This window comes from Stenotrophomonas sp. 1337 (genome assembly GCF_031455455.1).
Classification (GTDB): Bacteria; Pseudomonadota; Gammaproteobacteria; order Xanthomonadales; family Xanthomonadaceae; genus Stenotrophomonas; species Stenotrophomonas indicatrix.
On the sequence record NZ_JAVDSR010000004.1, the window covers coordinates 16516 to 29614 of the forward strand.

12 protein-coding genes are annotated in these 13099 nt (G+C 67.0%); 6 read left to right on the forward strand and 6 right to left on the reverse strand.

The features are described 5' to 3' along the window. Positions 1–648 carry a SmQnr family pentapeptide repeat protein gene (gene smqnr, locus J2X70_RS07555; protein ID WP_279208347.1) on the forward strand — a complete coding sequence of 216 codons (648 nt, stop codon included), beginning with the start codon at positions 1–3 and terminating at the stop codon, positions 646–648. 15 nt (positions 649–663) lie between these two features. Here the strand turns inward: smqnr and J2X70_RS07560 are convergent, their stop codons facing one another. Next, positions 664–1347: a class I SAM-dependent methyltransferase gene (locus J2X70_RS07560; RefSeq protein WP_309909698.1), complete on the reverse strand. Its 684-nt coding sequence runs from the start codon at positions 1345–1347 to the stop codon at positions 664–666. A gap of 117 nt (positions 1348–1464) precedes the next feature. On the opposite strand from J2X70_RS07560, the gene J2X70_RS07565 reads away from it, so the two are divergent. Continuing rightward, positions 1465–1938, forward strand: a complete 474-nt coding sequence (locus J2X70_RS07565; protein ID WP_309909701.1) for a hypothetical protein — start codon at positions 1465–1467, stop codon at positions 1936–1938. A gap of 11 nt (positions 1939–1949) precedes the next feature. Here J2X70_RS07565 and J2X70_RS07570 read toward each other — a convergent pair whose 3' ends face one another. Both J2X70_RS07570 and J2X70_RS07575 read right to left on the reverse strand, forming a co-directional pair. Continuing rightward, positions 1950–2651 carry a hypothetical protein gene (locus J2X70_RS07570; RefSeq protein WP_309909703.1) on the reverse strand — a complete coding sequence of 234 codons (702 nt, stop codon included), beginning with the start codon at positions 2649–2651 and terminating at the stop codon, positions 1950–1952. Positions 2652–2724: 73 nt separating this feature from the next. Then, positions 2725–4113 carry a PLP-dependent aminotransferase family protein gene (locus tag J2X70_RS07575; RefSeq protein WP_309909705.1) on the reverse strand — a complete coding sequence of 463 codons (1389 nt, stop codon included), beginning with the start codon at positions 4111–4113 and terminating at the stop codon, positions 2725–2727. A gap of 133 nt (positions 4114–4246) precedes the next feature. On the opposite strand from J2X70_RS07575, the gene J2X70_RS07580 reads away from it, so the two are divergent. The 3 genes from J2X70_RS07580 (at position 4247) to J2X70_RS07590 (ending at position 6998) form a co-directional block, all read left to right on the forward strand. Beyond that, entirely contained in the window at positions 4247–5110 is an 864-nt protein-coding gene (locus tag J2X70_RS07580) for a DMT family transporter (RefSeq protein WP_099785940.1), read from the forward strand. A gap of 79 nt (positions 5111–5189) precedes the next feature. Next, the gene (locus J2X70_RS07585) at positions 5190–6071 is read left to right on the forward strand and encodes an SDR family oxidoreductase (RefSeq protein WP_025874054.1); all 882 of its coding nucleotides are present in this window, start codon (positions 5190–5192) and stop codon (positions 6069–6071) included. 39 nt (positions 6072–6110) lie between these two features. Further along, positions 6111–6998: a LysR family transcriptional regulator gene (locus J2X70_RS07590; protein ID WP_032977321.1), complete on the forward strand. Its 888-nt coding sequence runs from the start codon at positions 6111–6113 to the stop codon at positions 6996–6998. A 541-nt stretch (positions 6999–7539) separates the two neighbouring features. Here J2X70_RS07590 and J2X70_RS07595 read toward each other — a convergent pair. The 3 genes from J2X70_RS07595 to J2X70_RS07605 all read right to left on the reverse strand — a co-directional run bounded on the left by J2X70_RS07595 (position 7540) and on the right by J2X70_RS07605 (position 11779). After that, the gene (locus J2X70_RS07595; RefSeq protein WP_309909710.1) at positions 7540–9633 is read right to left on the reverse strand and encodes a TonB-dependent siderophore receptor; all 2094 of its coding nucleotides are present in this window, start codon (positions 9631–9633) and stop codon (positions 7540–7542) included. A 99-nt stretch (positions 9634–9732) separates the two neighbouring features. Beyond that, complete coding sequence (locus J2X70_RS07600) at positions 9733–11118, reverse strand: HAMP domain-containing sensor histidine kinase (RefSeq protein ID WP_218788817.1); 1386 nt, start codon at positions 11116–11118, stop codon at positions 9733–9735. After that, entirely contained in the window at positions 11096–11779 is a 684-nt protein-coding gene (locus tag J2X70_RS07605) for a response regulator transcription factor (protein ID WP_025874050.1), read from the reverse strand. Before J2X70_RS07605 ends, J2X70_RS07600 begins: the two co-directional genes overlap by 23 nt. A gap of 152 nt (positions 11780–11931) precedes the next feature. Between J2X70_RS07605 and J2X70_RS07610 the strand changes: the two genes are divergently transcribed. Next, positions 11932–13098, forward strand: coding sequence for an efflux RND transporter periplasmic adaptor subunit (locus J2X70_RS07610; RefSeq protein WP_309909952.1), 1167 nt, complete (start codon positions 11932–11934; stop codon positions 13096–13098). Position 13099: the final 1 nt, after the last annotated feature.

Here is a 13099-nt window from a genome sequence, read left to right on the forward strand (position 1 = left end):
ATGTCCTCCACTGTTCACCATAAGCTGCGCATCGGCGCCGATCAGTTCACCGGCCAGAAGGTGGTCGACCAGCAGTTCCTCGAATGCGATTTCTCCGGCGCTGACCTCACCGCCACCGAGTTCGTGAACTGCGTTTTCTACGATGCCGACACGCGCACCGGGTGCCGTTTCAGTGGTGCCACGTTGAAGGAAGCCAGCTTCCGCCAGTGCGACATCAGCATGTGCAACTTCAACTTCATCAAGGCGCTGGGGCTGGAAATCAGCGAATGCCGCGCACAGGGTGCCGATTTCAGCAACGCCAGTTTCATGAATCAGATCACCACGCGCAGCTGGTTCTGCAGTGCCTTCATCAAGAAGAGCAACCTGCGCTATGCCAACTTTTCGCGGGTGACGCTGGAGAAGTGCGAGCTGTGTGAGAACCGCTGGGACGGTGCCAACGTGAGCGGCGCCAGTTTTGCAGGGTCGGACCTGTCCGGCGGCCAGTTCGATGGCGTCGACTGGAATTCCGCCAACTTCACCGATTGCGACCTGACCAACTCCGAACTGGGCGAATTGGACCTGCGCAGCACCAACCTGCGTGGCGCCACGCTCGATGTGCAGCAGGTCGCGCTGCTGATGCAGCGGATCGGCATCACCGTGGTGCCATGAGCGTGCGTCGCGGCGCTATGCCGGTGTGGCCGGCGCATGTGCCACCCAGCCCTTGAAGCTGAAGCCGGCGTAGAACAGTTCCACGTTCTCGAAGCCGGCCTCCTGCAGCAGCGCCACTTCCTGTTCGGGTGAGAGCAGCGGCAGGCGCTCGGCGATCGCCTCGATCGCGCGCTGTGTATCGGCACGTGGAATGCCGGAAGCCTCGGCGAACGCGGCGTAGCGCTGCAGCCAGCGATGCTTGCCGGCCGCGTCCTGCGGCACGCTGTGGTGCGCCACCACCAACGGCGCACCTGCGCGCAGCCGTTGCCGCAGTTCGCGCAGGGTGTGCAGGCGCTGTTCAACGGTGAGGAAGTGCAGGGTCAGCAGGCAGGTGGCGCCGTCGAAGACGGTGCGCGGGGCATCGTCGATGTAGCCTTCCAGCAGCGTCACCTGGGCCATCAACGGCCCCAGGGTCTGTTCGGCCAGCGCGAGCATTGGCGCGGCAGGATCGACGCCGAGCATCCGCCATTGCGGGTGCGCTTCTGCGAAGGCCTTGAGTTCCAGACCGCCGCCTGCGCCGAGCACCAGCACCTGGCCGTCATCGGGTACGTGTTCGGCCAGCAGCAGGTGGCTCATCTGCTGCAGTCCGAGGAAACCGGGTACCTGCCGAAGCGGGCCCTCCGCGTAGCGGGCCACGGCATGGGGATCGGAGAAGGACATCGGAAGGATTCCTGCGGCAATGGCGAACATCCACTTTACCGTGCTCGGCAAGTGTCGATTGCACAGTGGCTCGCCTTTGCTTAAGGTCTGCGCCTGCATGCATTCAAGAGATCGGGAATGGACCCTCGCAGCCCCGCGATGCCATCGGCGGAAGCCTTTGAACTGGCGCTGACAATGCTGGGACGGGAGGGCGTGGATGAGGAGCAGGCCGAGCGGGCGCTGCTCGCGCTCGGCAGCGAACACTGGCAGATGCGCCGCCTGCTGGTGTGGTTGCCTGAAGCCTTCGCCATGGCCCTGATCGGTCATATGGAACTGGGCGTGCAGCTGCCCGGTACCTTCACCGCCTCCGACGCACAGGGCGACCTGCATGAACTGCCGCTCGACCGTGAGCCTGTATTCGCTGCCGGTCTCCAGCGCGCCCTCGTCATGTACCACGAAGGGCCACGCGCCGCGTTCCGGGCGATCTGCCAGCGCAGTTCGTCGCTCAATGCGATCGACAACGCCTTGAATACCGGCGCCGATCTGCGGGGCGCCGCGCTTTCGGGTCCGGAGCTTCTGGACATCCCGGCAGAGACCTACCTCGCCCATTGAGCCCGGGGTTTTCAGAGCGCGGGCTTCATCCCGTCTGCTTCCAGGCGATACAGGCCGGTCAATCGCCAGTCATCGTGTACGCGCTGCAGCCGGTACTCATGGATGCGGACGCTTGAGCGACGCTGTTGCGCGGTACGTATGGACGCTGCGTCGCCGAGGATATGCACGGCCAGGACCTGTTCCATTTCCGGATCATGCGCTGACTCGACGCTGGGCCGGCGCATGACAGTGCGAGAGGTGCCCGGCAGGGCATAGTGCTCCACCAGCTTCGCGTACGACGCATCGGCCAATGCCTGGCCGCGCGATGGGCCATGCTCTGCCAGCCGTGCAAGCGAGGCCTTGTTCCATTCCAGGAAGTCGGACTGGAAGGCGCGCATGCGTACGACCGGCGTGCTGCCGCCCAGATCCAGCGCGCTGCGTTCGAAAACAAGAAGCGGCAGAACCTCGCCGAACCCCACGTCGCGGCCATAGCGGAAGCTGCGTTCGGCCTGCAGCCTTCCATTGCAAAGCAGGGCGACGCGACCGGGCCTGCTGGAATGAACCATCAAGTGCCGTTGAAAATAGCCCTGTACCGGCTCGGCATCCGTGTTGGACGCCCCCGGCGCGGTGATCTGCAGTTGGCAGTTGCCATCCGTGGGCGCATAGCCAGCGATCTGCAGCGAGCCGTCGGGTGGCCCGAACGTGACGCAACCACTGGCCAGCCCGCAGACCAAGGTGATGCCAATCCATCGACGCATGCGGGCGCTCCTTGCCTGGATGGCTGGCAGGATAACGCACTCGGATGCTTCAGCTGTGCTGCTGCAACGCCTTCCCAAGCACCTGCCAGATCTTCGGGTCCTGGCACTGCGACACATTGAAGCGCACGTAGTCGGCAGCCCGCTGCGACTGGCTGAAGGCATTGCCCGGCGCGACCACCACGCCTTCGCGCAGGCACTGCCTGGCCACCGCCGATGCATCACGACCATCGGGCAGCTGGCACCACAGGAACAGCCCTGCATCGGGTTGCAGCCATGGCGTGATGCCCAGCTTCTGCACCTGCCGCAGCGTGTGCTTGCGCGCATCGGCCAGGCGCGTGCGCACCGCCTGCATGTGGCGGCGGTAGCCACTGTCGGTCAGTGCGATCTGCATCAGGTGCGCAGCCAGGTGCCCACCGCCGAAGCTGGTGGCCAGCTTCAGATCGGTCAGTGCCTCGATCCAGTCCGGGCGCGCGGCGATGTAGCCGCAGCGCGATGCCGCGGAAATGGTCTTTGAGAAACTGCCGACATGGATCACCCGCGACAATCCATCCAGCGCCGCCAGCCGCGGCGCCGGGCGCAGCTCGAAGTCGGCGAAGATGTCATCTTCGATGATGATCAGTTCGCTGTGTTCGGCCAGGCCCAGCAGGCGGTGTGCCGTGGTCGCCGACAGCACCGCGCCGGTCGGGTTGTGCAGCCCGGCGTTGGTGATGTACAGGCGTGGCGCGTGTTCCTGCAGCGCGCTGGCAAACACCTGCAGGTCCGGCCCGGCGTGCGTGTACGGTATGCCGATGGCCTGCACCTGATGGGCCTTCAACATCGCGTGGTAATTGAAATAGCTCGGGTCGTCGACCAGCACGCAGTCACCGGGCTTCAGCAGGAAGCGGCAGATCAGGTCGACCGCGTGCGTCCCCGATTCGGCCAGCAGCAACTGCTCCATCGACGCGTCGATGCCCAGCGTGGCCGCGCGTCGCTGCAGTGTCTGCCGCAATGCCGGCAGGCCCAGCGGTCCTGCATAGTCCACCAGCTGCGCGGAGTCGGCGCGGGCCATGCGGCGCAGGCCGCGGCGCAGGCCATCGTGGTACAGCCAGTCGCTGGGCATCCAGCCGCAGCCAGGCTTGAGGTGTCCCGGCGGGGTTTCCAGCGATTGCCGTGATACCCACAGCGGGTCCACCGCGCGATCCAGCCGCGGTTCCATTTCCGCCAGCGCCAGTGGTGCCGCCGGGCCAGCCACGTAGAAGCCGGAGCCGGCGCGCGCGGCGATCACGCCTTCGGCGGCCAAGCGTTCGTAGGCCTCGACCACGGTGGACACGGAAACGCCCATCGCCGTGGCCTGCGCGCGCACCGAGGGCAGGCGGCTGCCCGGGCCATCCAGGCGCGAACTGATGCGGGAGCGGACGGCGTGGATGACGCTGTCGATGCGGCTGGGCGGTCGGGACATGCGCGTGACTGTAAGGGGATTGTGGGCAGTACAGTTACTTGTGACTGTACTGGATTGTAGCTGTGTATCGCCCGTGCCCGGTGGCCCAATGACGGGCACGGCCGGCCATTGCCCGGCATTTCTGGAGCAGGGTGTGGAACGGTCGGCAAGCGGGTGGATCAATGGCTTCATCGGTGTGGTGATCTTCGCCGGCTCTTTGCCGGCCACCCGTCTGGCAGTGATGGAGCTGGACGCCAGCTTCGTCACCGCCGCACGCGCCAGCATCGCCGCGTTGCTGGGGCTGGTGCTGCTGCTGGCATTGCGCCAGCCGCGCCCGGTCAGAAGCGATCTGCCCGGTCTGGTGCTGGTCAGCCTGGGCGTGGTGGTGGGCTTCCCGTTGCTGACCGCGCTTGCCCTGCGCCACGCCTCCTCGGCACACACCATCGTGTTCCTTGGGCTGTTGCCGCTGAGCACGGCGGTATTCGGCGTCCTGCGCGGCGGTGACCGGCCACGCCCGGCGTTCTGGGTGTTCTCGCTGCTGGGCAGCGCCTGTGTGGTCGGCTACGCCGCGCGCAACGGCATCGAAGCCTCACTGCAGGCCGACCTGTTGATGCTGGCAGCGATCGTGGTGTGCGGACTTGGCTATGCCGAGGGCGGCCGCCTGGCCCGGCATCTGGGTGGCTGGCAGGTAATCAGCTGGGCACTGCTGCTGGCATTGCCGGTGATGCTGCCGCTGATGGTGGCGATGCGTCCGGCCTCGTTCACGGCGGTCGCCGCGTCGGCCTGGTGGGCGCTGGGGTACGTGGCGGTGTTCAGCATGCTGGTCGGTTTCCTGTTCTGGTATCGCGGCCTGGCCCAGGGCGGTATCGCTGCGGTCGGCCAGCTGCAGCTGCTGCAGCCGTTCTTCGGCCTGGCGCTGGCGGCGCTGCTGCTGCACGAGACCGTCAGCGCCGGCATGTTGCTGGTGACCGTGGCAGCGGTGATCTGCGTGGCCGGCGCCCGCCGCTTCAGCCGATGACGCGCGATAGCGTCGGCGTATCGTGGCGTGCAGCCAACAGTATTGGCCGGGGCCGGCGCGCCTGGTTGAAGCTGTGCCGATGAAACCCAATTCCAGTATCTCGTTCGAAGACCAGGTGGGCCTGGTAACCGGTGCCGCCGGTGGCCTCGGCCTGGCCTACAGCCGCCTGCTGGCCCAGCGTGGCGCGCACGTGGTGATGCATGACGTGGGCGCCGCGACGGACGGCACGGGTACCGATCCGCAGCGCATCGCCCAAGCGGTGGCAGCACTGCATGCCCAGGGCCTGCCGGTCGAAGCCGCCAGCGGCCCCATCAACCAGCGCAGTGGCTGCCACGCGCTCGTGCAGGACATCCTGCAGCGGCATGGTCGCCTGGACTTCATCATCCACAACGCCGGCTGGGTGGCCTACGCCGGTATTGAAGTGGTGGAAGACGATGCGCTGGAGCAGATGCTGTGCCTGGCGGCGAAGACACCGCTGTGGCTGGCACAGGCGGCATGGCCTGCGATGCGTGCTGCCGGCGGCGGCCGCATCGTGCTGACCACCTCCGATCGCGCGCTGTACCCGCAGTATGCGCAGCGCGGCCTGTGCGGCTACGCGATGGCCAAGCTGGCTGCGCAGGGGCTGGTCAATGTGCTGGCCCTGGAAGGTGCCGAGCACGGCATCGTCGTCAACGCGGTGTCGCCGGTGGCCAAGACCCGCATGTGGGGCATCGACGGGGAACCGGATGAACTGCATCCAGAGGCGGTGGCACCCGGGGTCGCCTTCCTTGCCTCTACGCGGTGCCGGCAGGGTGGCTGGACCCTGCGGGCCAGCAACGGCCAGTTCCATGCATTGCGATTGCAGGAAGCCGAACACGTGGCCTATCCGCGCGACCTGCGTGCGGTGGCAGCGGACAGCATCGAATCGGTGGCCCTGCAGTGGCCGGTCATTGCACGGCCGAGTGTCGACGCGCGCGGTTGAACGCGTACCCTAGGCAGGTCTCCCCCTGCCTGCGATGAAATGATCGATCTGCGCCTGCTCCGCCAGTTCGTGGCGGTGGCCGAAGAACTGCACTTCCATCGCGCTGCTGCACGCCTGCACATGTCGCAGCCGCCATTGACGGCGGCGATGCGACGCCTGGAAGACGAGGTGGGTACCGGGCTGATCGTACGCGGCAACCGCACGCTGGGCCTGACCGCAGCGGGGCAGACGCTGCTGGTGGAGGCGCGTGCAACCCTGCAGCACGCCGAACAGGCGCTGCAGCGCACGCGGGAAGCGGCGGCAGGGCAGACCGGCAGCCTGCGTGTCGGCTACGTCGGCAGCGCGCTCTATGGGCGCCTGCCGGCACTGATCCGCCAGTTCCGCCATGCGTTTGCGCAGGTGCAGCTGCATCTGCACGAAGCCACCTCGCGGCAGCAGCAACAGTGGCTGCGCGAGGGACGCATCGACCTGGGCATCCTGATTCCGCCGATCATTTCCGCAGAGCTGCATCTGCAGGCGTTCGACCATGATCGACTGGCCATTGCCCTGCCGCGCGCGCATCGGTTGGCCGCACGGCCACGGCTGGATGTCGCCGCGCTGGTGGACGAGCCGTTCGTTTCATGGCCGTCGGCCGAAGGCATCGGCTTCCACGCGCAGGTGCTGGGCCTGTGTACCGCTGCCGGCTTCACGCCGCGGGTCGTGCAGGAAGCGCAGGGCATGCACGCAGTGCTGTCGCTGGTGGCCGTGGAAGCGGGCGTGGCGATCGTGCCGGCCAGCATGGCCGGGTTCCGTCCCGAAGAAATCGTCTATCGACCACTGGATGGCGGCAACGCTGCGTTCGAGTTGCAGTTCTGCATGCGCCCGGAATCGCCTGCGCCGGTGCTGCAGAATTTCCTGGCGATGGCAGCGCAACCGGTAGTGTCGTGATTGCCGGCTGAGCATCTGTGCTGCGTGCAGTGGCGGCACGCTGATCCGCGGTGAGTATGCCTGCGGAGTGTGACTCTGCCTGCAGTTCTGCCCTTGGAAATCGCACCTGCGGCAAGCCTGAGGCGCGGGCGCGGACAACCCCTACATACCGCCTCGGCGACAGCACTCAGCATGTCCCCGTCGGCCATCATCGGCCGGCTGGGATTGGCGTCCCACAATCAACTCTGGCACGTGATCGGCAGGCGCACGGATGGCGCCTGCGGATCTCGTGACCCGCTGTCCGTGGTGGGCGATGTGTGGGGATCACAATGATCCGCCGGTCAGTCCCAGAGTTGTCCGGTACGCCAACCCGCATCGCCCGCCGCCTGTTCGTGGTCAGCCACGAGTGCGCTGATGGCGCTTGCCTCGGGGGTGGCAATGCGCGTCGTGCATGGGGAGCGGCGGCGGGCGGTGCATCTGCGCACCTGCGTAACGTGTGGCCCGCACGCCAGCAATGGGGTGCTGGCTGTGCTGCTGCGGCGGTCGCCGGCCGTTGCCGTGCTCAGAACCGATAGCTGATGGTGCCGGTGACCACGCGCGGGTAGCCGGCGAAACAATCGCCGAAGGTGCGGCACGGCGCGTAGTAACGCTTGTCGGTGAGGTTGGTGATGTTCAAGGCCCAGGTCCAGTTGGTCACCTGCACTTCCACCAGCGCATCGGCCAGGGTGTAGCTGGGGGTGATGACGCGGCCGCCGTTGCCCAGCGACACCGTGTTGCCGACATGGCGGACACCCAGGCCGAGTTTCATCCGTGCGGCGTCATCCAGCTGGAAGCCCTTGGACACCCAGGCCGAGGCCAGGTCCTGCGGGGTGTCGTTCAGGCGTTCGCCCACTTCCAGTGCGAAGTTGCTGCGGCTGACTTCGGCTTCGTTGCGCGCGTAAGCCGCAGTGACCGTAAGGTCGTTGGCGAACTGGAACTGGCCCTCCAGCTCCACGCCCTTGGAACGGATCTGGCCGGTCTGGACGACGTTCAGAACGTTGTCCGGATCGTTGGTCTGGCGGTTGGTCTCGGTGATGCGGTAGGCGGCCAGGGTCAACAGCATGTTGCGGGCCGGTTGCCACTTGATGCCACCTTCGGCCTGGCGTCCGCGCATCGGCTTGAAGGCGTTGCCGAACAGATCCTGGCCGGACACCGGCAGGAACGATTCGCTGTAGCTCAGGTACGGCGATACGCCGCCGCCGACGTCGCCGATCAGTCCGGCACGGTAGGTAGTGGCATCGTCGGTCTGGCTGGGCTGGCCTTCGGTCTTCGAACGAGCATGGTCGCGACGCGCACCCAGCACCAGCGACACGCGATCAGCCCAGCGGATCTGGTCCTGCACATACACGCCCAGTTGGGAAGATTCCTGGTCCGGCTGGCGCTCCCAGCCACGTACCGTCGGGGCGGTCGATACCGGTGCGTAGACGTCGATGGGCGTGCCGGTGGCATCCAGCCGCTGCAGCTGCTCCTTGTACTGGCTGTAGTCCACGCCGGCCAGCAGCAGGTGCTGGAAGGCGCCCGTGGCGAAGTCGAACTGCACCGCGTTGTCGGCGCTGATCACTTGGATGTCCGGCTGCGTGCCGTAGGCGGTGCGGTTGACCACGCGCTGGTCGGCATCGATGAAGGGGTTTTCCGGGTTGCTGTAGCTGTCCACATACAACTGCTGCAGGGTGGTCTTGCCGTCGATGTAGCGCACCGCCGAGCGCAGGCTGACCGCATCGTTGAAGCGATGATCGAACAGGGCAGTCAGGCTGTACACGCGCGAATCGATGCGGTCAAAACCGGCATCGCCGATGAAGGTGGTCGGATCCAGGCGGCGACCGGGCGCTGCGTGCAGGGTCGCGGCCAGCGGCAGGAACTGCTGGCTGGAGCCGGTCTTGTCGTGCTGGTAGCTGGCCAGCAGGGTCAACGTACTGCGTTCACCGCGCCAGCTGATCGAGGGTGCCAGATACACGCGGTCGTCCTTGAGGACATCGGTCTGCATGTTCGATTCGCGGACCAGACCGACCAAACGCCCGGCAACCGTGCCGTCGTCATTCAGCGCACCACCGATGTCGCCCTGCAGCTGCCGTCGATCGAAGCTGCCCAGCTGCAGGCCGACCTCACCGCTGGCGGCGCCGAAGGCCGGGCGCTTGCTCATCGCGTTGATGATGCCGCCGGTGGCGCCCGCTCCGTACAGCACCGATGACGGGCCGCGCAGCACTTCCACCCGTTCCAGGCCGTATACCTCCGGGCGTGCCAGTGGGCTGAAGCCGTAGCTGCGGCGCAGGCCATCCTGGTACTGCACCGGGTCCAGGCCGCGTACCGAACTGGCGTCATTGCGGGTGTCCAGGCCCCAGGCGTCAGCGGTGACACCGGCGCTGTAGCGCAGCACTTCCTGCAGGTTGTGTGCGCCGCGATCGGTGAACAGCTGCTGGGTGACCACGCTGATCGCCTGCGGCGTCTCGGTCAGGGCGGTGTCGGTCTTGGTCGCGGTGCTGGCGCGCTCGGCCACCACGGTCACCTTGTCCAGGGTCCGGGCCGCAGTGCCGTCCTGGGCCTGGGCGATGGCCGACGCCAGCAGGGTGGGCAGGAACAGCGCGTACAGCAGCGGGCGGCGCGACGGCAGGGCGGGCATCGTGGGGAATCCGGGAAGGGCGGTGACGGCGGATTATCCGGATGCCCGCTTCCAAATACAAATGATTCCCAAATGCACTTGTCGGTGATGAGTCCGGCTTCAGGGCAGGCCGTCTGCGGCGCCGCGGATGCTCATCCAGGCGCCGCCGCCGGGCGCGCTGCCGGCGCGGACACGGAAGCCGTGCAGCCCGGCAATGGCGGCCACGATCGACAGCCCCAGGCCAAAGCCGGGCCCTTGCCCGGCACTGCTGCTGCCGCGGAAGAAGCGCTGGTAGATCAAGGTGCGGTCCTGCGGCGGGATGCCCGGCCCGTTGTCGATCACATCGATCCGGGGCGCGCCGTGGTCGTCCACCGCGCGCAGCAGGATGCGCCCGTGCGCAGGCGTGAACTGCAGCGCGTTGGACAGCAGGTTGGCCACCGCTTCGAACAGCAGTTCGCGGTCGCCGCGCAGCATGCCGATCTGCGGCGCGACCTGCAGTTGCAGATCCTGTTGTTTCTCTTCGGCCAATGGCAGGTAGAACTGGTGCAGTTCCTGCAGCAGATCGGCGATGTCGACCTCGTCGAAGGCCGAACGGCGCTGGTGGCTTTCCAGCTCGGACACGCGCAGCAGGGCGGCGAAGCGCGCCATCAGCATGTCGGTCTCCGCCAGCGCCTTGTCCAGCGGGTCCGCATGCGGGTCGTGTTCGTCCAGGCCCACGCGCATGCGGTAGAGGTGTGCACGCAGGCGCGTGAGCGGTGTGCGCAGGTCATGCGCGATGCTGTCGCACACACCTTTGACCTCGGTCATCAGCTGTTCGATGCGTTCCAGCATGGCATTGACGATGCTCGACAGCCGATCGATCTCATCGCGTCGGTTGGATACCGGCAGGCGTTGCCCGAGGTCGCCGGCAATGATGCGGTTGGTGGCCGCTTCGATCTGCTGGATCCGCTTCAATGGGCGCCGGCGCAGCAGATGCCAGCCCACCAGCCCGGGGATGACGGTCAGTGACACGCCCCACAGCAATGCATCGAGGATGATGCTGTTGACCGCCATCAGCTTGCCGTTCTGGCGCACGAACACCAGTGTCCGGCCATCCCGGGTCACCACGCCGAGCGCGCTGCCACCGCTCTCGTGGCGGCCATCGACCAGCGTCCAACCCGCTACCTGGTGCGAGTTGCCATCCAGCGGCAGTCCTTCGGGGATGGCCGTCAGCGGGCCCGCCATCGCCACGCCGGCCTTGTCGAACAGCCCGTACGTATACACCTGGTGCAGGTCGAAGCGCTGGCTGTCGCGCAGCGCGTCATCCAGCGCCGGGCCGTCGAAACTCATGAACAGATGGGCGCGCTGCTGCAGGCCCGATTCGGTCAGGTCGTTCAGGTAGTCCGAGATGCGCCAGTACATCACGCCCAGCAGCAGGCTGGACCAGGCCACGAACAGGATGCAGTACAGGCCCAGCAGGCGGCTGCTGGATGAGCGCCAATGGTCAGGATTGCGCGTCGAAGACATAACCGGTTCCACGTACGGTCAAGATCGGCTGCGGCCGGCCGGGTTGTTCGATGCGTTTGCGCACCCGGCCGATATGCACGTCGATCAGGTTGGTGCCCGGGTCGAAGTGGTAGCCCCAGACTTCCTGGAACAACATGGTGCGGGTGACCACCTGGCCTGCATTGCGGACCAGGAATTCCAGCAGCTTGAACTCGGTTGGCAGCAGGTTGATCTCCTGGCCGCCACGGCGCACCGAGCGGCTCATCAGGTCCAGTTCCAGGTCGCCGGCGCGCAGCACCTTGTCGCTGGCAGCGGCCTGGCCCTGGCGCCGGATCAGCACTTCCACGCGCGCGGCCATTTCATCGGAGGCGAACGGCTTGGTCAGGTAGTCGTCGCCACCTGCACGCAGGCCACGCACGCGTTCATCCACGTCCGACAGCGCACTGATCATCAACACCGGCGTGGCGATGCCTTCATGGCGCAGCGTGGTGACCAGGGCCAGCCCGTCGATGCCGGGCAGCATGCGGTCCAGGGTGATCACCGCGTAGTCGCCTGAACGTGCCAGCGCCAGGCCACTGCTGCCGTCGCTGGCCAGATCCACCTCGAAGCCGTGGCTGCGCAGCTCGGTGGCGATTTCCTCCGCGGTGACAAGGTCGTCCTCGATGGTGAGTACGCGCGGCATGGGCCACTTTGCATATTGGGACCTGCGCATCCTCGCAACCACGGGTGTGCACTGCAAATGAAAAATGTTTCATGCGTCTTTCGCTGGATCGCAGCGCGCTGTCTTCTATATTCGGCGCCGAACGCTCCCCCCGCGCGTGGAACCTGCTGCCGATGACCCTTCCGTACTTCTCCCTGCCTGCCGCGGGCTGGCGCCGGCCGCTGCTGGTGCTTGCCCTGGCTACCCTGCTGGCCGGCTGCGGCAAGGACGCACCCAAACCAGGCAAGGCAACGCCGGAAGTGACCGTGCTGACGCTGCAGAACCAGACGCTGGCGCTGCAGCAGGAACTGCCGGGACGCACCATTGCCTCGCAGGAATCGGATGTACGCCCGCAGGTGGACGGGGTGCTGGTGAAGCGCCTGTTCGAGCAGGGGCAGCTGGTGAAGGCCGGGCAGCCCCTGTTCCAGATCGAGCCGGCGCTGTACCAGGCCGCCCTGAACGAGGCGCAGGCCAACCTGAAGACCGCCGAAGCGGCCGCCGTGACCGCTCGCCTGCGGGCGCAGCGGATGGAGGCGCTGGGCAAGGACCAGCTGGCCGCGCGCCAGGACGTGGACGATGCCATCGCCAGTGGCCAGCAGGCGGCTGCGGCCGTGCAGGCTGCGCAGGCAGCGCGCGATACCGCCAGTACGCGGCTGGGTTTTGCCACGGTCACCGCACCGATTGCCGGTCGCATCGGGCGCGCGCTGTTCACCCCGGGGGCGCTGGTGACATCCGCCCAGGCCGATCCGCTGGCGCGGATCCAGCAGGTCGACCCGATGAACGTGGACATCACCCAGTCCAGCAACGAGTACCTGGCGCTGCGTCGCGCCATTGCCGAGGGGGGTGTGCAGGCCAACAGCGCGCCGGTGCGGCTGCGCCTGTCCGATGGCACCGACTACCCGCTGCCGGGCACGCTGGAATTTGCCGACATCGATGTGCAGCAGGAGACCGGCAGCATCACCCTGCGCGCGCAGTTCCCCAATCCTGATGGGCAACTGCTGCCGGGCATGTACGTGCGTGCGCAGGTGGGCCAGGGCACGCAGCAGCAGGCGCTGCTGGTACCGCAGTCGGCGGTGGACCGCAGTGCCAAGGGCGAGGCGCAGGCGTGGCTGGTCGACAAGGAGGGCAAGGCGCGGCTGCGCACCTTCCGCACCGCCCGCGCGGTCGGCAACCAGTGGCTGGTGCTTGATGGCATCAGCGCTGGCGAGCAGGTGGTGGTGGCGGGGGCGCAGGGCCTTGCCGACGGCATGCTGGTGCGGATGAAGACGGCGCCCGTGGCTGCGCCGGCCGGAAAGGACTGAG

What these genes read in the sequence shown, in the direction of transcription:
- smqnr (WP_279208347.1), top strand. Translation starts at nt 1, where the DNA reads ATGTCCTCCACTGTTCACCATAAGCTGCGCATCGGCGCCGATCAGTTC.
- J2X70_RS07560 (WP_309909698.1), bottom strand. Translation starts at nt 1,347, where the DNA reads ATGTCCTTCTCCGATCCCCATGCCGTGGCCCGCTACGCGGAGGGCCCG.
- J2X70_RS07565 (WP_309909701.1), top strand. Translation starts at nt 1,465, where the DNA reads ATGGACCCTCGCAGCCCCGCGATGCCATCGGCGGAAGCCTTTGAACTG.
- J2X70_RS07575 (WP_309909705.1), bottom strand. Translation starts at nt 4,113, where the DNA reads ATGTCCCGACCGCCCAGCCGCATCGACAGCGTCATCCACGCCGTCCGC.
- J2X70_RS07585 (WP_025874054.1), top strand. Translation starts at nt 5,190, where the DNA reads ATGAAACCCAATTCCAGTATCTCGTTCGAAGACCAGGTGGGCCTGGTA.
- J2X70_RS07590 (WP_032977321.1), top strand. Translation starts at nt 6,111, where the DNA reads ATGATCGATCTGCGCCTGCTCCGCCAGTTCGTGGCGGTGGCCGAAGAA.
- J2X70_RS07595 (WP_309909710.1), bottom strand. Translation starts at nt 9,633, where the DNA reads ATGCCCGCCCTGCCGTCGCGCCGCCCGCTGCTGTACGCGCTGTTCCTG.
- J2X70_RS07600 (WP_218788817.1), bottom strand. Translation starts at nt 11,118, where the DNA reads ATGTCTTCGACGCGCAATCCTGACCATTGGCGCTCATCCAGCAGCCGC.
- J2X70_RS07605 (WP_025874050.1), bottom strand. Translation starts at nt 11,779, where the DNA reads ATGCCGCGCGTACTCACCATCGAGGACGACCTTGTCACCGCGGAGGAA.
- J2X70_RS07610 (WP_309909952.1), top strand. Translation starts at nt 11,932, where the DNA reads ATGACCCTTCCGTACTTCTCCCTGCCTGCCGCGGGCTGGCGCCGGCCG.